Here is an 18,023-nt window from a genome sequence, read left to right on the forward strand (position 1 = left end):
TATAGGTGAGGACGAAGAGAATGTCACCTGATAATCCACCTGAATTTCGCCGTGAGGCGTTGGGCCTTCTGGCCCGCGCACCCGTCGCGCGTCTGGCCGAATTGCTGCCGGACCTGCCCGACCACCAGCCGCTTCGCGCGGCAGAGACCGGCACGGTGATGGTGCGGGGCCGCGCCGGGGGAACCGGGGCCGCGTTCAATCTGGGCGAGATGACGGTGACACGCGCCTCGGTCCGGCTGACGGAAAGCGGCACTGTGGGGCATGGTTATGTGCAGGGCCGCGACAAGGCTCATGCGCTGCGGGCTGCCGTGGCGGATGCGATGGGGCAGGACGATGCGTCCCTGCTGGAAACGAAGGTGCTTGACCCCCTGCGGAAAGACGAAACCGCCCGCCGCGCCGCCATCGCCGCCGAGGCAGCTAAAACCCGCGTCGAATTCTTCACACTGGTTCGCGGAGAGGATGAATGAACGATCTGTCCGGAGGTTTCTCCGACCCCGCACCCGATGCAGCCATCGCGTTCCGCGCCATCCTGCAGGCGACCGCCCGACCGGGCCGCGTCGAGACCCTGCGCGGCTGCCACGGCCCGGCCCCGCTTTCTGACGCGGCATCCGCCGTTTTGCTGACATTGGTGGACCGGACCACGCCCCTGCATCTGGCAGAAAGCCACAACACCGAGGCAGTCCGGCAATGGATCGCCTTCCATTGCGGTGCGCCTCTGGTCGCGGCAGAGGATGCGGGCTTCGCGCTTGGGAACTGGTCTGCGCTTGCCCCTCTGGAGCGCTTCGCCATCGGAACGCCGGAATATCCCGACCGGGCGGCGACGCTGATCGTGGATAACCACGATTTCGATGCCGCCCCCGCCACGCTGCGCGGTCCCGGCATCCGCAACAGCGCGACACTAGCCCTGCCTGAACGAGAAGCATTCATGTCCAATCACGCCCGCTTCCCGCTTGGCTGGGATGTGCTTTTCTGCGGCAAAGACAGGCTTGCCGCCCTGCCACGCTCGACGGAGGTTTCCTGATGTATGTCGCCGTCAAAGGAGGAGAGCGGGCGATTGATGCCGCGCATGACTGGCTGGATCGCAGCCGCCGCGGGCCTGCCGATCAGCAGGTGCTGGATACCGCCCAGATCCGCGATCAGCTTGCGGTCGGCGTCGCGCGGGTAATGGCAGAGGGCTCGCTTTACGATCCCGACCTTGCCGCGCTTGCGATGAAACAGGCGCGGGGCGACATGATCGAGGCGATCTTCCTGATCCGCGCCTATCGCACGACCCTGCCGCGTTTCGGGGCCTCGAAACCCGTCGATACCGCCGATATGCTGGTGAAACGCCGGGTCAGCGCGACGTTCAAGGACGCGCCCGGTGGCCAGATCCTCGGCCCGACCTTCGATTATACGCACCGGCTGCTGGATTTCCGGCTGATGGCGGATGGCGAACTGCCCGCTGATGACACTGCGCCGGACAGCGCCGATCAGCCCGAAATCCCCCATATCCTGTCCTTCCTCAACCGCGACGGCATAATCGAGGACGCTCCGCAGGACGACACCACCCCTCCCGATCTGACCCGCGAACCGATGGAACTGCCCGCCGACCGGCCCTTGCGGCTTCAGGCTCTGGCGCGAGGGGATGAGGGCTTTCTGCTTGGCCTCGCCTATTCCACACAGCGCGGCTATGCCCGCAACCATGCCTTTGTGGGTGAGCTGCGCATCGGCACGGTGGCTGTCGAGATGGAGATTCCCGAGCTGGGTTTCTCAGTCAATATCGGTGAGGTCGAACTGACTGAATGTGAGACGGTGAACCAGTTCAAGGGCTCGAAAACCGAACCGGCGCAGTTTACGCGCGGCTACGGGCTCAGCTTCGGGCAGACCGAGCGCAAGGCGATCTCGATGGCTCTGGTTGACCGGGCGATGCGGTGGCAGGAATTGGGCGAGGACGATCAGGGAGCCCCCGCGCAGGATCAGGAATTCGTCCTGTCCCATTGCGATAATATTCAGGCGACAGGTTTCCTCGAACATATCAAACTGCCGCATTACGTCGATTTTCAGGCCGAGCTGGAACTGGTGCGCCGTCTGCGTGCCGGGGCTGCCGGTGCGGCACAGGAGGCAGCGGAATGAAGGCCATCGTGTTCGATATCGGCAATGTGCTGGTCGACTGGGACCCGATCCCCGCCTTCCTGCCAGATCTGGGCAGCGAAGATGCGGTGCACGATTTCATGGCGCGGGTCGATTTCAGCGGACGCAACCTGCGTGCAGATGCCGGGGTGCCCTTCGCGGAACTCGCGGCGGAACTGAGCGACCCGCAAGATGCCGCCCTGCTTGCCGCCTATCCGTCGCGCTTTGCGACGACGATCACGCAGGCGATCGAAGGGACATGGGATCTGATGGAGCGGCTGCGCGGGAAGGGGCTGGAGATCCACGCCATCACCAACTGGTCCGCCGAGACATGGCCCGAAGGCGTGAAGGCCCATCCCCGCCTGGCCGAAGCCTTCCAGACCATTGTCGTCTCGGGGATGGTGGGCATGGTGAAGCCCGACCCGGCGATCTATGAATATTTCTGCAAACAGGCCGGTCTCGCTGCCGCCGACTGCCTGTTCATCGACGACAAGCCCGAAAACTGCGCTGCTGCCGAAGCGGTTGGCATGCAGGCGGAAATCTTCACCTCGCCCGAAAAACTGGAAGCGGCACTGACCGCAAGGGGGCTGCTATGACCGATCAGGCCTATAATTTTGCCTATCTCGATGAGGACACCAAGCGGATGATCCGTCGCGCGATCCTCAAGGGGCTGGCGGTGCCGGGCTATCAGGTGCCATTCGCCAGCCGCGAGATGCCGATGCCCTACGGTTGGGGTACGGGCGGTGTACAGGTGACAGCCGCGACGCTGCTGCCCGAGGATACGCTTAAAGTGATCGACCAGGGCGCTGACGACACGACCAACGCGGTCAGCATCCGCAAATTCTTTCAGCGCACCGCAGGCGTCGCCACCACCGAACGCACCACCGAGGCAACCGTCATCCAGACCCGCCACCGCATCCCCGAAACGCCCCTGACCGAGGGACAGATCCTCGTCTATCAGGTGCCGATCCCGGAGCCGATGCGCTTTCTGGAACCGCGCGAAACCGAGACCCGTCGCATCCACGCCCTTGCCGATTACGGGCTGATGCAGGTGCGGCTTTACGAAGACATCGCGCGTCACGGCGAAATCGCGACGTCCTATGCCTATCCGGTCGAGGTGGCGGGACGCTATGTCATGGACCCCTCGCCGATCCCGAAATTCGACAATCCGAAGATGAATGACTGCCCCGCTATCCAGCTTTTCGGTGCGGGCCGTGAACAACGCATCTATGCCGTGCCGCCCTATACGCAGGTGGTCAGCCTCGATTTTGAGGATCACCCGTTCAGCGCCAGCAAGGCCGATCATGACTGCGCGATCTGCGGCGCCTCTGACAGCTATCTGGACGAGGTGATCACCGACGATGCGGGGGGGCGGATGTTTGTCTGCTCGGATACCGATTTCTGCGCTGAAAATGCGAAAGGAGCTGCGTGATGGTGCTGCTGGATGCCTCCGGCGGGGGTATTGCAGGTGAAGAAGAACGCCGCATTTCTTCTTCATCCAAATACCCGGATTCCGACGGTCCCTTGCTGCGTGTGCGCAATGTGACGAAGCGCTACGGTGCGCGGATCGGTTGTGCGGATGTCGGGTTCGATCTCTGGCCTGGTGAGGTGATGGGGATCGTGGGCGAAAGCGGATCGGGCAAATCCACTTTGCTGGGATGTCTCTCGGGCCAGCTGCGTCCCAATGCCGGAGAGGTGGTGTTCCGCACCGAGCGCGGCCCGGTCGATACGGTCACCATGTCCGAGCCCGAGCGCCGCCTTCTGGGGCGGACCGAATGGGCCTTCGTTCACCAGCATGCCCGTGACGGGCTGCGTATGGGGGTCAGCGCGGGCGGCAATGTCGGTGAGCGGCTGATGGCCACGGGTGCGCGGCATTACGGGCGCATTCGCTCGACCGCCGAGGACTGGCTGGAGCGGGTTGAGATCGACCGCCACCGGATCGACGACCGCCCCTCGCAATTTTCCGGCGGGATGCAGCAGCGTTTGCAGATCGCGCGGAATCTGGTCTCGGGGCCGAAGCTGGCCTTCATGGACGAACCCACGGGTGGGCTGGATGTCAGTGTTCAGGCCCGGCTGCTGGATCTGCTGCGCGGGCTGGTCCGCGATATGGGGCTGTCGGCAGTGCTGGTCACGCATGATCTGGCGGTGGTGCGTCTGCTCGCCGACCGGCTTATGGTGATGAAGGATGGCCGGGTGGTGGAAACCGGGCTGACCGATCAGGTTCTGGACGATCCGCAGCATGGCTATACGCAGTTGCTGGTCTCCTCGGTTTTGCAGGTGTGAGAATGATCGAAGCGGAAAACGTGGCGAAGGAATTCACCCTGCATAATCAGGGTGGCACGGTTTTGCGGGTGATGGAGGGGGCGTCCCTTTCCGTTGCTCCCGGTGAATGTGTCGCGCTGACCGGCGCGTCGGGGTCGGGGAAATCGACGCTCATGCGGATGATCTGGGGCAATTACCGCACCGATCACGGCACGATCCGGGTGGGCGGCACGGTGGTCTCGGGGGCAGAGCCGCGCACCGTCATTGGGCTGCGCCGGGCGACGCTTGGCTATGTCAGCCAGTTCCTGCGCGTGGTGCCGCGGGTGCCGACGCTGACGGTTGTGGCCGAACCTTTGCTGGCGCTTGGCATGCCGGTCGATCGGGCGGAAGAGCGGGCCCGTGAGTTGCTGACACGGTTGAATATCGGCGTGCGGCTATGGGGTCTGTCGCCCACCACGTTTTCAGGCGGAGAGCAGCAACGGGTGAATATCGCGCGGGGCTTCGTGCATCCCTATCCGGCGCTGCTGCTGGACGAACCGACAGCCAGCCTTGATGCCGGGAACCGCGAGACGGTATTGTCCCTGATCTCCGAGGCCAAGGCGCGTGGTGCGGCGATATTGGGGATATTCCACGATCACGATGCACGCGACAGGGTTTGCGACCGCGTGGTAGATGTCACGGGATTCACAGCGGAGGCCTCGCCATGAGCGCGAATTATATTGCCGTCGTCGGCCCGTCTGGTGCGGGCAAGGATACGCTGATGCGCAAGGCCGCAGAGGCGCTTCCCGATATCGAACTGGTCCGCCGCGTGATCACGCGGCCCGCCGGGGATGGCAGCGAGGATTTCGAAGCCGTCGCCGAGACGGAATTCGCTGCCCGGCAAGAGCAGGAGGCCTTCATTCTGGACTGGCAGGCTCATGGTTTGCGATATGGGATTCCCAGACCCGCGCGGCAGGGGACCCATCTGGTCAATCTCTCCCGCCGCATTCTGCGTCAGGCGGCGATGGCGCTGCCCGGCCTGTCGGTTATTCATGTCACCGCGACAGCCGATGTGCTTGCGACGCGGCTTGCCGAGCGGGGTCGCGAAACCGCGAAAGAAATCGCCGCCCGCATCGCGCGAGAGGCAGAGTTCGATCCTGCCGGGCTGCAGGTCGTGACCGTCGATAATTCTGGCGAACTGGACGATGCGGCCTCGGCCTTCATTGCCGCTGTAAAGGAGCTGATATCGTGATCCTCGCCAATGCCGATCTGGTTCTGTCCGACCGCGTGATGCGCGGCGCTCTGCATATCGAGGGCGAGACCATTACCGCGATCACCGAAGGTCCTGCCGTTCCGGTCGGCGCGGTCGATTGCGAAGGCGATCTGCTGATCCCCGGCCTGATCGAGCTGCATACGGATAATCTGGAACGTCACATGCAGCCCCGTCCCGGCGTGGACTGGCCGCATGACACCGCGATTCTGGCGCATGACGGTGAGCTTGCCTCGGTCGGGATCACGACCGTGTTCGATGCGCTGCGCGTCGGGTCCATCTATGGCACGGCGAAGGGTTATGCGCCCTATGCGCTTGCCCTTGCCGAGGAAATCAACGCGCTGAATGCCCGTCAGGCGACCCGGATCAGCCATTTCATCCATCTGCGGGCCGAGATCTGTTCCGAAACCCTGGTCGAGGAGATGGAGGCTTTCGGCGATGGCCACCGGGTCCGGCTGGTCAGCCTGATGGACCACACCCCGGGTCAGCGGCAGTTCCGGGATCTGAAGAAGCTTGAGGAATACGAAAAGGGTAAGCACGGCATGAGCGATGCCCAGTTCACGGCCCATGTCGAGATGCTGACCTCTCTGCGCAACCGGATCGGAGACCGGCATGAAACCGAGGCGGTGCGGCTTGCCGGGGAATTCGGCGCGACACTGGCCAGCCATGACGATACGACTGCCGCTCAGGTGCAGACCAGTGCCGGACATGGTGTGAAGCTGGCCGAGTTTCCGACCACGGTCGAGGCGGCTCAGGCCAGCCGGGATGCAGGCATCAAGATCATCATGGGGGCGCCGAACCTGATCCGGGGCGGCAGCCATTCGGGCAATGTCGCGGCCAAGGATCTGGCGCAAAAGGGGCTGCTGGATATTCTTTCATCGGATTATGTCCCCTCCAGCCTGCTGATGGCGTCCTGCCGTCTTGCGGTAATGTGGGACGATCTGCCCCGCGCCATTGCGACGGTGACCTCGACACCGGCAGAGGCAACCGGCCTGACCGACAGGGGCAGGATCGCCGAGGGGCTGCGGGCGGATCTGGTGCGTGTCGCCGATGCGCGGCAGACGCCACGGGTGCGCGGGGTCTGGTGCCGGGGGCGCTGCGTCGGCTGATGCCGCGCGGCGGTCCGGGTTGTCGGCGCAAGAGGCAGCGGCCTACATCCAGCGTGTGAGATAAAGGCTTATTCCGGGCAGATAGGTGATCAGAAAAAGCGCCGCGATCACCGTGCCAAGCGGGATCAGCAGTGACTTGAACATACGCTGCACCGGAATTCCCGCCACCGATGAGGCGGCGAACAGATTCACCCCGAGCGGCGGCGTAATCATCCCCATCGCCAGATTCACGATCATCACGATACCGAAATGCACCGGATCGATTCCATAGCTTACCGCAACCGGGGCAAGGATCGGACCCAGAACAAGGATCGCGGCGGAGGTCTCGACGAACATGCCGACAAGGAAAAGCAGCAGGTTGATGAACAGCAGAAAGCTCCACTGGCTGGAGAAATTGCCTTCGGCCCAACCGCCGATCACTGTTGGCAATCCCGACAGATTGACCAGAAAGGACAGCAGCCCCGCCGTGGCGATGATCAGCATGATCGCACCCGTGCTGACCACGGCGCTGCGAAAGATTTCCGGCAGGTCCGAGATACGGATCTCGCGATAGATCACCAGCCCGACGAACAGCGCATAGGCGACTGCGACCGCGGCAGCCTCGGTCGGGGTGAAAACGCCGCCATAGATGCCGCCGAGAATGATCACCGGCAGCATCAGCGCCCAGAAGGCTTTGACGGCGCTTTTCGGAACCGACATGCTCTCATCTCCGTCCCGCGTGCCATAGCCCTTCACCCGGCACCAGATCTGGACCATCACCACCAGCATCACGGCGATGAGGATACCCGGCCCGATCCCGGCGATGAATAGCCGCGATACCGAGGTTTCCGTCGAAACGGCATAGATGATCATCGGCACCGAGGGCGGGATAATCACTCCAAGTTCGGCCGAGGAGGCCTGAATCGTCGCAGCCATCGGTGTGGGATAGCCATGCGCGACCATTGCCGGGATGAGGATCGCGCCGATCGCAAATGTGGTGGCAACGGACGATCCCGAGATCGCCGCGAAGATCATGCAGGTCACCACGCAGGTACTGGCCAGACCGCCCTGCATGCCGCCCACCAGAGATTTGGCGAAATCGACCAGTCGGCGGGACACGCCTCCGTGGCTCATCAGGTTGCCTGCCAGTATGAAGAACGGCACCGCCAGCAGCGGAAAACTGTCGAGGCTGGTAAAGATCTTCTGCGGCACCACCAGAAGCGGAAGGTTGGAAAAGAAGGTGATCCCGAACACCGAGGCCAGACCGATGGCGACTGCGACCGGGACCGACAGGATGAACAGCACGATCAGCGACAGGGCGAGGGCGGCATTCATTCCGGCGCGTCCTCTTCCTTGCGCCTGACCGGATCGAGATGCCCGAGGATCACCCCCGGAATCGCCAGAACGCAGCCAACAGGGATGGCTGCGTAAAACCAGCTCATCGAGATGCCCATCATGGCGATCCGCTGGTTCTGCACACGCAGCGTCATCTGGAACCCGTACCAGGCCAGCAGCACCAGAAAAAGCAGCGACAGCGCGGTGACAACCCGCAACAGAAGACGCTGCGGTCCGGGCGGCAGGATATTGCGGATGAATTCCAGCGTGATCATCGCCCCGCTTCGGAATCCGACTGCAAGCGCCATGAACACCATCCAGATCACCGTGCCCCGCGCGGCGACCTCTGACCAGCCGGAAGCGTCCCCAAGCACGAAGCGGGTGAAGACCTGATAGACGACCAGAACCGATGCGACCGCCAGCAGCAAGGCGGCGATATTATGCGTAACCGCAATCAGCCGCTCGGTTGCTGTTTTGAGCGCCGAGGCGCTGCCGTCTTCATCTGACACGGTATTTTTCCTTTCGGGCGGCCCGATCCTGCGCGTCCGGACTGACGATCAAGGACATGCAGCAAGGCCCCGCAAACCTGCTGAAGGTAAGGCGAACTATCATCCGGCCATCGCCGCAATATCGGCTTCAGCACGGCATTGCTGCATCGCTTCCGACATGGTTTTCATCCCTTCCGCTTCCATCTTGCTGCGCCCCCGAGCTCCCCGCAATCTTTTGCAAGACCATGAAGATGCTTCTCAACCCGCTTCCGGCTTGTCAACGAAGAATGCCGACCCGCCCCTTGCCTCGCCCCATCCCGCTTGCAAGAAAGCACTATGCTGATCCTTCTGAACAAGCCCTTCGGTGTGCTGCCGCAATTCACCGATAATTCGGCCAAACCGCGCCCCACACTGGCGGATTACGTCAGTGTGAAAGGAGTCTATCCCGCTGGCAGGCTGGATATGGACAGTGAGGGCCTGATGCTGCTGACCGATGACGGCAGGCTTCAGGCGCGGATCGCCGATCCGAAGCACAAGATGGAAAAGACCTATCTGGTGCAGGTCGAGGGCGACCCGGACGAAGCTGCGCTGGACGCGCTCCGCAACGGTGTCGCCCTGAAGGATGGACCCACTCTGCCCGCTCGGGCAGACAGGATCGATCCGCCAAGATTGTGGCAGCGCGATCCGCCGATCCGGGTCCGCAAATCCGTGCCGGATCACTGGTTGCGCCTGACCATCCGAGAGGGCCGCAACCGGCAGGTGCGGCGCATGACGGCGGCGGTGGGGCTACCGACGCTGCGGCTGGTCCGCTGGCAGGTCGGAGGCTGGACGGTTGACGGGCTTGCCCCCGGCGAATGGCGCAAGGTGGATCCGCAACCGCGCTGACTGCCGGATTAACCCTTTGTCAGGAAATGAATTAACGCCGTGCTGACGGAGCGGTATTCTGCACCGCAGTAGTTGAGGTGTGATATGTTTGTGATTGCGGGTGTACTGGGTGCTCTGGCGGCGGGTGCTGCTGCCGAATTGCTGAAAAGCGACGACGAAGAAACAATCCCGGAAAAAGATGAAGACGAACCCGAACCGGAGCCTGAAGAGACGCTCGGGACGGTCGGCGATATCCTGCGCGGCGGCGGCGTCATGGTCGGAGGCCCAGGCAGCGATATCCTGCATGGCAGCGCCAGAACCGACGACATGGCCGGGGACGACGGCGACGACACGCTTTCCGGCTATGGCGGAAATGACTGGCTCTATGGCGACGATGCGGAAGACGCTGCCGGACGTGACCGGCTTTCCGGCGATGCGGGCAACGATACGCTGGCGGGCAATGGCGGGGCCGATCATCTTTCGGGCGGGAAAGGATATGACCGCCTGTTCGGCGGGACGGGCGATGACACGTTGAATGGCGGTCGGGGTCTGGACTGGCTGGATGGCGGTGCGGGCGACGATCTTCTGATGGGCGGGAAAGGGAATGACGATCTGTCGGGTGGCACGGGCGACGATTCGCTTCTTGGTGGTAAAGGAAGCGACTCTCTGCATGGCGGCGCAGGGGACGACATTCTGACCGGCGGGGCCAGTGACTGGCTCGACGGTAATGACGGCGATGACGTGTTCATCATCACGCATGAGGCCGATGCCAGCGGCGTGGCGCATATCACCGATCATCAGCCCGGTGACATTATCCGGATCACCTCGGAAAACCCGGATGCGGAACTGGTGCTGTCCCATTCCCCGGATGGCAGTGCGACAGTGCTGCTTGACGGTCAGCCTGTCGCGAAGATCTTGGATGCCTCGGCGCTGGAAGACGATGATATCGTGTTAAGGCCATTATGACGCATACCGCTGAGGGCCGTCAGCGCAACCCTTTCCTTTCACGGGAAAATCGCGTATAGCCGCGCGTCCGCTGGTGAAACCCGGCGGAAACCCTCCACGGGCCTGAGCTGGACGACATCCCGGCCTGCGCCATAACCCTTTGTTTTCGAAAGGAGCCCCCGATGTCGATTACTGTCGAAGAAAAGAATCGCCTGCTGAAGGAATTTGCGACGAAGGAAGGCGACACCGGCTCGCCCGAAGTTCAGGTTGCACTTCTGAGCTCGCGCATTTCCACCCTGACCGAGCATTTCAAGACCCACAAGAAGGACAACCACAGCCGTCGTGGCCTTCTGAAGCTGGTCGCACAGCGCCGCAAGCTGCTGGACTATCTGCGCGGCAAGGATGAGGGCCGGTATCAGGACCTGATCAAGCGCCTTGGCATCCGCCGCTAAGCGACGCTGTCACTCACAGAGCCAACGCCCGCAGTTCACGCTGCGGGTGTTTTCTTTTGCGTGTGTGGGATCTGTCCGATATCTCGCCTGCATATTCGTCTCGGCGGGCATGGCGAGTGTGAATCGAATGCAACCGCTCTCAGGCAAGCGCCCTCAGCGCCTCATTCAGATCAATCGCGCCGTCATAGAGTGCACGGCCTGATATCGCTCCGGCAATGATCCCGGTGTCGCGCAGCGCGGTCAGGTCCTGCATCGACGAGACTCCGCCCGAGGCGATGACCGGAATGGAAACCGCACGGGCAAGCGCTTCGGTTGCGGGAATATTCGGGCCGCCCATCGCACCGTCGCGGTCGATATCGGTATAGATGATGGCCGTGACCCCGGCATCCTCGAAGCTTCGCGCAAGATCGGTGGCGTTGATCTGTGTTTCCTCCGCCCATCCCTTGGTGGCAACTAAGCCCTCCCGCGCATCGATGCCGACAGCGACCTGGCCGGGAAAGGCGGCGGCGGCCTCGCGGACCAGATCGGGGTTTTCGACGGCGACCGTCCCGAGAATCACACGTTTCAGGCCCTTCTCAAGCCACATCGAGATTGTCGCCATATCGCGGATCCCTCCGCCAAGCTGAGCGGGAATGCTGGTCGCAGCAAGGATCGCCTCGACCGCTGCCGCATTGACCGGCTGACCCGCGAAAGCGCCGTTCAGATCCACCAGATGCAGCCATTCCGCGCCCGCATCCTGAAAGGCCCGCGCCTGCGCCGCCGGATCGGTGCCGAAGACTGTCGCCGCCTCCATGTCGCCGCGCAGCAGGCGTACGCAATTGCCGTCCTTCAGGTCGATGGCGGGGTAAAGGATCATGTCGGGCTCCGGTCTCTGACGGGCGGGCTTTGCCACAGGGGAAAGTCAGGCACAAGCGCGGCGGTCCGTGCGGGCAGTGCAGGGCGACCTCACGTCATGCTTGCATGAAACGGCGATGCTGCCAGAAGATGCCCCGGCATGAGGTTTTCAGGGAGGAGACCATGAGGAAATTCATTCTCGCCGCTGTATTCGGCCTTGCCGCCGGTGCCGCATCCGCAGATCCGATTGAAGGTCTGTGGCAGACCCAGCCGGATGAGGGCGCTTTCGCTTATGTCCAGATCGGCCCGTGCGGCGGCGCGTTCTGCGGCACGATCACCCGCACTTTCCGGGATGGCGGGCAAGAATTCCAGTCCCCGAATATCGGCAAGCAGATCGTGATCGACATGGCCCCTCAGGGCGGCGGCGAATATAGAGGCCGGGTGCTGAGACCGGCCGATGACAAGATCTACAGCGGCAAGGCTTCGGTCAACGGCAACCGGATGAGCCTGTCGGGCTGTGTCGCGGGCGGGCTGATCTGCAAAAGCCAGGCCTGGGCAAAGCTGCAATAATCAGAAAAACACGGTCCACAGGGAAGAGACGGGCGGTCCGGTGGGGCCGCCCGTTTTCATTCGCGCAGCCCCGGCGTCGGCTTACGGGTTCCAGCTCAGGAAATTTTCGATGATGCGCAGCCCCACGGTCTGCGATTTCTCGGGATGGAACTGCGTGCCGATGATATTGTCACGCCCGACAATGGCCGTGACCTCCCCGCCATATTCGGCATCGGCCAGCAGATGAGCCGGATCGGCGGGATGGAACTGCCAGCTATGGACGAAATAGGCGTGATCGCCCGTGCTGATCCCCTCCAGCACCGGATGATCGCGGTGCAGGCGCAGCTCATTCCAGCCCATATGAGGCACTTTCAGCGCCAGGTCGTCAGGGCGGATCGCGTCGATTTCCCCGCCGATCCAGCCAAGGCCCGCCGTATCGCGATATTCATGGCCGGTATCGGCCAGCATCTGCATGCCGACGCAGATACCCATGAAGGGCACGGCACGGTTTTCCACCGCCTCGCGCAACGCCTCGACCATGCCCGGCACCGCGTCCAGAGCGGCCTTGCAGGCCGGAAACGCCCCGTCGCCGGGCAGCACGATCCGGTCGGCACGGCTCACGACATCGGGGTCAGAGGTCACCGTGATCCCGGCCCCTGATTTCCGCCCCATCAGCGCAAAAGCCTTTTCCGCCGAATGCAGATTGCCGCTGTCGTAATCGACCAGAGCGACAAGCATCAAAGCGCCCCTTTCGTCGAAGGCAGTACGCCCGACATGCGCGGATCCGGCTCGACCGCCTCGCGGAGCGCACGGGCAACGGCCTTGAAAGCGGCCTCGGCGATGTGATGGCTGTTGAGTCCGTGCAGGCAATCGACATGCAGCGTGATCCCGCCATGAGTCGACAGGGCCTGAAAGAATTCCCGCACTAGCTCGGTATCGAATGTCCCGATTTTCGCGGTCGGGAAATCCACATTCCACACCAGATAAGGCCGCCCCGACAGATCCAGAGCCGCGCGTATCAGCGCATCGTCCATCGCCAGATGGAACGCGCCGTAACGCCTGATACCGCGCTTGTCGCCAAGCGCCTTCGCAAGCGCCTGACCGATGGCGATGCCGCAATCCTCTACGGTGTGGTGATCGTCGATATGCGTATCACCCTGCGCACGCAGCGTCAGATCGATCAGCGAGTGGCGGGAAAGCTGGTCCAGCATGTGGTCGAAAAACCCGACCCCGGTCTGGTTGTCATAGGACCCGGTTCCATCAAGGGCGATCCTGACCTCGATCTGGGTTTCCGCGGTGTTGCGGGTGACGGATGCCTCTCTCATGGGCTGACCTCTTGAGGAAATTTAATGTCTTATATGTCGTGTCAAAGGGAACCCCAATCCCCTGCAAATACGTTGCAATGCTGCATGGGTGGCCAATCTCGCGCAAATGTGACATAAGCGCCACCCTCATGAGACACCGACATAACATGCAATAACACTGAAAGGAATTTCATGTCCGATCCGAATGATCCGCACGGGGGGGAGCAGGGGGATCCGCATCGCAATCAACCGGGCCATCCCGGAGATCCCGCTTATGAAAATGCCATTCTCGACGGTCGCGAACCGGAAGAGGAAGCGCCGGTTCCGGAACCGGAAGGTCCGACCGAAGTCATTGAAACAGATTATGAGATTGGCCAGGACAATCTCAGCCACACGCTGACGCTGGAATTCGATGTCCACAAGCCGGTTTTCACGATCTCGGCGCTTGCCGTTATCGGGGTCACGCTGGCGGCGCTGATCTTTCAGGCGCAGCTTGATCCGTTCTTCTCGGCCATGCAGGGCTGGCTGACCGGCAACCTTGCCTGGTTCTTCATAATTTCGGGCAATATTTTCGTGCTGCTCTGCCTCGGGCTTATCCTCTCGCCGCTTGGCAGCGTCCGTCTTGGTGGGCCAGAAGCGACCCCGGACTTTACCCTGACCGGCTGGTTCGCGATGCTGTTCGCTGCCGGTATGGGCATCGGGCTTATGTTCTATGGCGTTTCCGAACCGATGAGCCATTTCGACAGCTCATTCGCCGGGGTGACTATCGGAGAGGACGGCCTGCGCACCGACTGGGCACCGCTTGGCGGAGCCGAGGGGGATGAGCTGGGTGCACGCCGTCTGGGCATGGCCGCGACGATCTATCACTGGGGCCTGCACCCCTGGGCGATCTATGCGGTGGTGGCACTGGCGCTGGCGCTGTTCAGCTTCAACAAGGGCCTGCCGTTGACCATGCGTTCGGTGTTCTATCCGCTGCTCGGCGACCGGATCTGGGGCTGGCCGGGCCATATCATCGACATCATGGCGGTATTCGCGACCATTTTTGGTCTGGCAACCTCGCTTGGTTTCGGAGCGCAGCAGGCGACCGCAGGTCTTGAATTCCTGTTCGGCATTCCGGCGACGAATATGTCTATGGTCATTCTGATCATCGTCATCACCGCGATTGCGATGTTCTCGGTCATTGCGGGTGTGGACAAGGGCGTGAAACGCCTGTCCGAGGTCAATATGGGACTGGCCTTCCTGCTGTTGCTGTTCGTGCTGATCGTCGGTCCGACAATGACGATCCTGACCGGCTTCTTTGCCAATCTGAAAGCCTATGCGCAAGAGATCATCCCGCTTTCGAACCCGTTCGGACGGACCGATGATAATTACCGTCATGGCTGGACCGCGTTCTACTGGGCGTGGTGGATTTCCTGGTCACCGTTTGTCGGCATGTTCATCGCGCGTGTGTCGCGTGGCCGGACCGTGCGTCAGTTCCTGATTGCGGTTCTTCTGGTGCCTGCGATCATTTCGGTTCTGTGGATGACCACCTTCGGGGGGACCGCGATTTCGATGACGCTTGGCGGCTTCACCGGGATTTCGGATGCCGCGCTGGAACTGAAACTGTTCCAGATGCTGTCCCAGCTTCCGATGACCGGGATCACCAGCTTCGTCGGCATCGTGCTGGTGATCGTGTTCTTCATCACCTCGTCCGATTCGGGCTCGCTGGTGATCGACACGATCGCGGCGGGCGGCAAGGTCAACTCGCCCACGCCGCAGCGGGTCTTCTGGTGCACCATCGAAGGTCTGGTCGCGATTGCGCTGCTGCTGGCTGGCGGGCTGAGCGCCCTTCAGGCGATGGCGGTTTCGACCGGCTTTCCGTTCACCATTATCCTGCTTGGGGCCTGCTGGGCCATCGTGCAGGGCCTCCGTGCCGAACGGCGAGAGATGAACTGACAAATCCTTGCGTAGACATGCGCCGGGCGGGCGGGGATTTCCCCGCCCGTTCTTGTTTTTCAACCACAGTGCTGTAAGAAGATTCCTCATGTTTGCCCGTCAGGAATCCTCATGACCAGTTTTGCGGAAAGCGAAAAGCGCCTCATCTCCGCACTTGGCCGTATCGACAAGGCCCTCGAATCTCTGGATGCCAGAGCGGCTGCCGATCCGGCCCCGCAGACTGCCACCCCGGATGATTCATCCCGGTCCGACGCACGAATCGCCGCGCTCATCAGTGAGAATGCAGCTTTGAAACAGCGGCTTGCCGAAGCCGGTGCGGAAACGGTCCGGCTGGCTCAGGCCAATGAGGTGCTTGCCGCAGAGAATGCGAAACTGACCAGCGGGCAGGGCGATGCCGAAGCCGCGCTGACCGCCGAGCTTGAGGCGCTGAAAGCCGCCAGAGCGGCCGAAGAAGCCGCGCTGGATGAGGTCATGGCCACGCTTGAGGCGTTCATCGCAAGCGCCCCGCGTGCATCCGATGCGCCCTATGCCGAAAATGTCGCGCCCGCATCGGGCGATGTCGTGTCATTCGATCAGAACGAGGGCTGAGGCATGGATGTCACCTTCACCATCGGCCACAAGGAATACACGTTGCAGGCTCAGGACGGCGAAGAGCGCCTGCTGCGCCGGGCCGCTGCCTTGCTGGATGAAGAGGCCGGCAAGATCGTGGAACAGGCCGGACGGATGCCGGAACCGAGACTGCTTCTGCTGGCCGGGTTGATGCTGGCTGACAGGATGAGTTCGGTCGAGGATCGCGCCCTTGCCGCCGAACGTGAACTGGCCCGCACCCGCTCTGCGGCCTCCGGCACAGTCACTTCCGAGGTGCAGAGATCGATGGAAGAACTGGTGGCCCGGGCCGAGTCGCTGGCCGAGCGGGCAGAAGGCAAAGGCGGCACGAAAGCCTGACCCGGCACCGCCGGACCACCCTGTGCAGGCGTACAGGTAAACCGCCCTGCTACTCTGCCGCGTGGTTCTGGCGCGAGCTTTCCGAGCCTTCCTTCATCTGGAATCCCCGCTCAAGCTGATCGAACGGCGCCACCGGATAATCGCCCGAGAAACACGCATCGCAATATTGCGGACAGCTATTGCTGCGCCCGCCTGCCTCGCCCGCGGCGCGATACAGCCCGTCAAGCGTGACAAAGGACAGGCTGTCCACCCCGATCCATTCCCGCATCTGGTCAGGCGTCATCTGCGCCGCCAGCAGCTTTTCCCGATCCGGCGTGTCCACACCATAGAAGCACGGCCACGCCGTCGGCGGAGACGCAATGCGGAAATGCACTTCTTGCGCGCCCGCGTCGATGATCATGTCCTTGATCTTGCGGCTGGTCGTCCCCCGGACAACCGAATCATCCACCAGAACCACCCGCTTCCCCGCGATCAGAGAGCGGTTGACGTTCAACTTCAGCCGCACGCCCATATTGCGGATCTGGTCGGTCGGCTCGATGAAGGTGCGGCCCATATACTGATTGCGGATAATCCCCATCCCATAGGGAATCCCCGATTCCTGCGCATAGCCGATGGCGGCAGGCGTTCCCGAATCGGGCACCGGACAGACCAGATCGGCCTCGACCGGCGCTTCGCGGGCCAGTTCGACCCCGATCTGACGGCGGGTTTCGTACACCGAGCGGCCGCCGATGATCGAATCGGGGCGGCTGAAATAGACATGCTCGAAAATGCAGAAGCGCGAATTCATCGGCGCGAATGGGCGCGAGCTTTCGATCTTGCCCTTTGAGATCACCACCATCTCACCCGGTTCGACCTCGCGGACGAACTCGGCACCGATAATATCCAGCCCGCATGTCTCGGATGACAGCGCATAGCCATCATCGCCAAGCTTTCCGATAACCAGCGGGCGCACACCAAGCGAATCGCGCACCCCGATCAGCTTTGTGCGGGTCATTGCGATGACGCTGAACGCACCCTCGACCCGGCGCAGCGCATCCTTCATCCGCTCGGGGATATTGCGCTGGATCGACCGCGCCATCAGGTGAATGATGCACTCCGTATCGCTGCCCGACTGAAAGATCGAGCCGCGCTCGATCAACTCGCGGCGCAGGGCGGCGGCGTTGGTGATATTGCCGTTATGGGCAACGGCGCAGCCGCCCATGCTGAACTCGCCGAAAAAGGGCTGCACATCGCGGATATGGGCGGCTTTCGCGCCTGCCGTGGAATAGCGCACATGTCCGATGGCCAGCGGGCCGGGCAGGGTCTCCATCAGCGACTGTTTTGTAAAATTGTCACGGACATAGCCGAAACGATGCGCACTGTTGAAGCCGCTCTCGCCGTCATGGCTGACAATGCCGCCAGCCTCCTGCCCGCGATGCTGAAGCGCGTGCAGGCCAAGCGCCACGAAATTCGCGGCTTCGGCCACGCCGATGACCCCGAACACCCCGCATTCCTCGTGCAGGCGGTCGTCATCGAAAGGGTGGGCGAGGAAGGGTTTCATGAAACGCACACCTGGCTGTCGGAAGTTAAGGGTTAAATAGGGTGTAACCGATCAAGAGTCACGCCCCTGCCAGAGGCGTGACGCAAAAACGTTACATGACAACCATGCAAAACCGCCTTTTCCG

General features: G+C 62.4%; 22 protein-coding genes. 16 read left to right on the top strand and 6 right to left on the bottom strand.

The window, feature by feature from the left end; all coding sequences use genetic code 11:
* The first annotated feature begins 20 nt into the window (after nucleotides 1-20).
* Genes phnG through PAE61_RS02765 form a run of 9 tightly spaced genes read left to right on the top strand, consistent with a single transcriptional unit; the run spans nucleotide 21 to nucleotide 6,729 of the window.
* Complete coding sequence (phnG, locus tag PAE61_RS02725) at nucleotides 21-467, top strand: phosphonate C-P lyase system protein PhnG (protein ID WP_271113891.1); 447 nt, start codon at nucleotides 21-23, stop codon at nucleotides 465-467.
* The gene (gene phnH / locus PAE61_RS02730) at nucleotides 464-1,021 is read left to right on the top strand and encodes a phosphonate C-P lyase system protein PhnH (protein ID WP_271113892.1); all 558 of its coding nucleotides are present in this window, start codon (nucleotides 464-466) and stop codon (nucleotides 1,019-1,021) included. Before phnG ends, phnH begins: the two co-directional genes overlap by 4 nt.
* The gene (locus PAE61_RS02735; RefSeq protein WP_271113893.1) at nucleotides 1,021-2,112 is read left to right on the top strand and encodes a carbon-phosphorus lyase complex subunit; all 1,092 of its coding nucleotides are present in this window, start codon (nucleotides 1,021-1,023) and stop codon (nucleotides 2,110-2,112) included. The genes phnH and PAE61_RS02735 overlap by 1 nt, the downstream gene beginning before the upstream one ends.
* Nucleotides 2,109-2,705, top strand: a complete 597-nt coding sequence (locus PAE61_RS02740) for an HAD family hydrolase (RefSeq protein ID WP_271113894.1) — start codon at nucleotides 2,109-2,111, stop codon at nucleotides 2,703-2,705. Before PAE61_RS02735 ends, PAE61_RS02740 begins: the two co-directional genes overlap by 4 nt.
* Nucleotides 2,702-3,541, top strand: coding sequence for an alpha-D-ribose 1-methylphosphonate 5-phosphate C-P-lyase PhnJ (locus PAE61_RS02745; protein ID WP_271113895.1), 840 nt, complete (start codon nucleotides 2,702-2,704; stop codon nucleotides 3,539-3,541). Before PAE61_RS02740 ends, PAE61_RS02745 begins: the two co-directional genes overlap by 4 nt.
* On the top strand, nucleotides 3,541-4,392 hold the full coding sequence (gene phnK / locus PAE61_RS02750; RefSeq protein ID WP_271113896.1) for a phosphonate C-P lyase system protein PhnK: 852 nt from the start codon (nucleotides 3,541-3,543) through the stop codon (nucleotides 4,390-4,392). Before PAE61_RS02745 ends, phnK begins: the two co-directional genes overlap by 1 nt.
* Nucleotides 4,393-4,394: 2 nt before the next feature.
* The gene (phnL, locus tag PAE61_RS02755; RefSeq protein ID WP_271113897.1) at nucleotides 4,395-5,078 is read left to right on the top strand and encodes a phosphonate C-P lyase system protein PhnL; all 684 of its coding nucleotides are present in this window, start codon (nucleotides 4,395-4,397) and stop codon (nucleotides 5,076-5,078) included.
* The gene (phnN, locus tag PAE61_RS02760; protein WP_271113898.1) at nucleotides 5,075-5,602 is read left to right on the top strand and encodes a phosphonate metabolism protein/1,5-bisphosphokinase (PRPP-forming) PhnN; all 528 of its coding nucleotides are present in this window, start codon (nucleotides 5,075-5,077) and stop codon (nucleotides 5,600-5,602) included. The genes phnL and phnN overlap by 4 nt, the downstream gene beginning before the upstream one ends.
* Complete coding sequence (locus tag PAE61_RS02765) at nucleotides 5,599-6,729, top strand: alpha-D-ribose 1-methylphosphonate 5-triphosphate diphosphatase (RefSeq protein WP_271113899.1); 1,131 nt, start codon at nucleotides 5,599-5,601, stop codon at nucleotides 6,727-6,729. The genes phnN and PAE61_RS02765 overlap by 4 nt, the downstream gene beginning before the upstream one ends.
* Before the next feature lie 42 nt (nucleotides 6,730-6,771).
* Here PAE61_RS02765 and PAE61_RS02770 read toward each other — a convergent pair whose 3' ends face one another.
* Both PAE61_RS02770 and PAE61_RS02775 read right to left on the bottom strand, forming a co-directional pair.
* Entirely contained in the window at nucleotides 6,772-8,043 is a 1,272-nt protein-coding gene (locus PAE61_RS02770; protein WP_271113900.1) for a TRAP transporter large permease, read from the bottom strand.
* A complete protein-coding gene (locus PAE61_RS02775) occupies nucleotides 8,040-8,552 on the bottom strand; it encodes a TRAP transporter small permease (protein WP_271113901.1) in 513 nt (170 codons plus the stop codon). Before PAE61_RS02775 ends, PAE61_RS02770 begins: the two co-directional genes overlap by 4 nt.
* A gap of 315 nt (nucleotides 8,553-8,867) precedes the next feature.
* Between PAE61_RS02775 and PAE61_RS02780 the strand changes: the two genes are divergently transcribed.
* The 3 genes from PAE61_RS02780 (at nucleotide 8,868) to rpsO (ending at nucleotide 10,792) form a co-directional block, all read left to right on the top strand.
* Nucleotides 8,868-9,416, top strand: a complete 549-nt coding sequence (locus PAE61_RS02780) for a pseudouridine synthase (RefSeq protein WP_271113902.1) — start codon at nucleotides 8,868-8,870, stop codon at nucleotides 9,414-9,416.
* Between the two features lie 84 nt (nucleotides 9,417-9,500).
* The gene (locus tag PAE61_RS02785; RefSeq protein WP_271113903.1) at nucleotides 9,501-10,361 is read left to right on the top strand and encodes a calcium-binding protein; all 861 of its coding nucleotides are present in this window, start codon (nucleotides 9,501-9,503) and stop codon (nucleotides 10,359-10,361) included.
* Between the two features lie 161 nt (nucleotides 10,362-10,522).
* Nucleotides 10,523-10,792, top strand: a complete 270-nt coding sequence (gene rpsO, locus PAE61_RS02790; protein ID WP_271113904.1) for a 30S ribosomal protein S15 — start codon at nucleotides 10,523-10,525, stop codon at nucleotides 10,790-10,792.
* A 139-nt stretch (nucleotides 10,793-10,931) separates the two neighbouring features.
* Here rpsO and hisA read toward each other — a convergent pair whose 3' ends face one another.
* Nucleotides 10,932-11,648, bottom strand: coding sequence for a 1-(5-phosphoribosyl)-5-[(5-phosphoribosylamino)methylideneamino]imidazole-4-carboxamide isomerase (hisA, locus tag PAE61_RS02795; RefSeq protein ID WP_271113905.1), 717 nt, complete (start codon nucleotides 11,646-11,648; stop codon nucleotides 10,932-10,934).
* Nucleotides 11,649-11,809: 161 nt separating this feature from the next.
* Here hisA and PAE61_RS02800 point away from each other — a divergent pair, with 161 nt between their 5' ends.
* A complete protein-coding gene (locus PAE61_RS02800; RefSeq protein WP_271113906.1) occupies nucleotides 11,810-12,196 on the top strand; it encodes a DUF2147 domain-containing protein in 387 nt (128 codons plus the stop codon).
* Nucleotides 12,197-12,277: 81 nt separating this feature from the next.
* Here the strand turns inward: PAE61_RS02800 and hisH are convergent, their stop codons facing one another.
* Nucleotides 12,278-12,913, bottom strand: coding sequence for an imidazole glycerol phosphate synthase subunit HisH (hisH, locus tag PAE61_RS02805; RefSeq protein ID WP_271113907.1), 636 nt, complete (start codon nucleotides 12,911-12,913; stop codon nucleotides 12,278-12,280).
* A complete protein-coding gene (gene hisB / locus PAE61_RS02810) occupies nucleotides 12,913-13,500 on the bottom strand; it encodes an imidazoleglycerol-phosphate dehydratase HisB (RefSeq protein WP_271113908.1) in 588 nt (195 codons plus the stop codon). The genes hisH and hisB overlap by 1 nt, the downstream gene beginning before the upstream one ends.
* Before the next feature lie 171 nt (nucleotides 13,501-13,671).
* Here hisB and PAE61_RS02815 point away from each other — a divergent pair, with 171 nt between their 5' ends.
* From PAE61_RS02815 to zapA, 3 genes are all read left to right on the top strand, one after another.
* The gene (locus PAE61_RS02815) at nucleotides 13,672-15,414 is read left to right on the top strand and encodes a BCCT family transporter (RefSeq protein ID WP_271113909.1); all 1,743 of its coding nucleotides are present in this window, start codon (nucleotides 13,672-13,674) and stop codon (nucleotides 15,412-15,414) included.
* Nucleotides 15,415-15,525: 111 nt separating this feature from the next.
* Nucleotides 15,526-16,002 carry a hypothetical protein gene (locus PAE61_RS02820; RefSeq protein ID WP_271113910.1) on the top strand — a complete coding sequence of 159 codons (477 nt, stop codon included), beginning with the start codon at nucleotides 15,526-15,528 and terminating at the stop codon, nucleotides 16,000-16,002.
* A gap of 3 nt (nucleotides 16,003-16,005) precedes the next feature.
* Nucleotides 16,006-16,359, top strand: coding sequence for a cell division protein ZapA (zapA, locus tag PAE61_RS02825; RefSeq protein ID WP_271113911.1), 354 nt, complete (start codon nucleotides 16,006-16,008; stop codon nucleotides 16,357-16,359).
* Nucleotides 16,360-16,408: 49 nt separating this feature from the next.
* Here the strand turns inward: zapA and purF are convergent, their stop codons facing one another.
* Nucleotides 16,409-17,899 carry an amidophosphoribosyltransferase gene (purF, locus tag PAE61_RS02830; RefSeq protein ID WP_271113912.1) on the bottom strand — a complete coding sequence of 497 codons (1,491 nt, stop codon included), beginning with the start codon at nucleotides 17,897-17,899 and terminating at the stop codon, nucleotides 16,409-16,411.
* Between the last annotated feature and the right edge of the window lie 124 nt (nucleotides 17,900-18,023).

It is taken from the genome of Paracoccus aerodenitrificans (assembly GCF_027913215.1).
GTDB lineage: Bacteria > Pseudomonadota > Alphaproteobacteria > Rhodobacterales > Rhodobacteraceae > Paracoccus > Paracoccus aerodenitrificans.

Bases quoted from the DNA above. Each gene is read 5' to 3' on its own strand.
- phnG (WP_271113891.1), top strand. From the start codon at position 21: ATGTCACCTGATAATCCACCTGAATTTCGCCGTGAGGCGTTGGGCCTT.
- phnH (WP_271113892.1), top strand. From the start codon at position 464: ATGAACGATCTGTCCGGAGGTTTCTCCGACCCCGCACCCGATGCAGCC.
- PAE61_RS02735 (WP_271113893.1), top strand. From the start codon at position 1,021: ATGTATGTCGCCGTCAAAGGAGGAGAGCGGGCGATTGATGCCGCGCAT.
- PAE61_RS02740 (WP_271113894.1), top strand. From the start codon at position 2,109: ATGAAGGCCATCGTGTTCGATATCGGCAATGTGCTGGTCGACTGGGAC.
- PAE61_RS02745 (WP_271113895.1), top strand. From the start codon at position 2,702: ATGACCGATCAGGCCTATAATTTTGCCTATCTCGATGAGGACACCAAG.
- phnK (WP_271113896.1), top strand. From the start codon at position 3,541: ATGGTGCTGCTGGATGCCTCCGGCGGGGGTATTGCAGGTGAAGAAGAA.
- phnL (WP_271113897.1), top strand. From the start codon at position 4,395: ATGATCGAAGCGGAAAACGTGGCGAAGGAATTCACCCTGCATAATCAG.
- phnN (WP_271113898.1), top strand. From the start codon at position 5,075: ATGAGCGCGAATTATATTGCCGTCGTCGGCCCGTCTGGTGCGGGCAAG.
- PAE61_RS02770 (WP_271113900.1), bottom strand. From the start codon at position 8,043: ATGAATGCCGCCCTCGCCCTGTCGCTGATCGTGCTGTTCATCCTGTCG.
- PAE61_RS02780 (WP_271113902.1), top strand. From the start codon at position 8,868: ATGCTGATCCTTCTGAACAAGCCCTTCGGTGTGCTGCCGCAATTCACC.
- PAE61_RS02785 (WP_271113903.1), top strand. From the start codon at position 9,501: ATGTTTGTGATTGCGGGTGTACTGGGTGCTCTGGCGGCGGGTGCTGCT.
- rpsO (WP_271113904.1), top strand. From the start codon at position 10,523: ATGTCGATTACTGTCGAAGAAAAGAATCGCCTGCTGAAGGAATTTGCG.
- hisA (WP_271113905.1), bottom strand. From the start codon at position 11,648: ATGATCCTTTACCCCGCCATCGACCTGAAGGACGGCAATTGCGTACGC.
- PAE61_RS02800 (WP_271113906.1), top strand. From the start codon at position 11,810: ATGAGGAAATTCATTCTCGCCGCTGTATTCGGCCTTGCCGCCGGTGCC.
- hisH (WP_271113907.1), bottom strand. From the start codon at position 12,913: ATGCTTGTCGCTCTGGTCGATTACGACAGCGGCAATCTGCATTCGGCG.
- hisB (WP_271113908.1), bottom strand. From the start codon at position 13,500: ATGAGAGAGGCATCCGTCACCCGCAACACCGCGGAAACCCAGATCGAG.
- PAE61_RS02815 (WP_271113909.1), top strand. From the start codon at position 13,672: ATGTCCGATCCGAATGATCCGCACGGGGGGGAGCAGGGGGATCCGCAT.
- PAE61_RS02820 (WP_271113910.1), top strand. From the start codon at position 15,526: ATGACCAGTTTTGCGGAAAGCGAAAAGCGCCTCATCTCCGCACTTGGC.
- zapA (WP_271113911.1), top strand. From the start codon at position 16,006: ATGGATGTCACCTTCACCATCGGCCACAAGGAATACACGTTGCAGGCT.
- purF (WP_271113912.1), bottom strand. From the start codon at position 17,899: ATGAAACCCTTCCTCGCCCACCCTTTCGATGACGACCGCCTGCACGAG.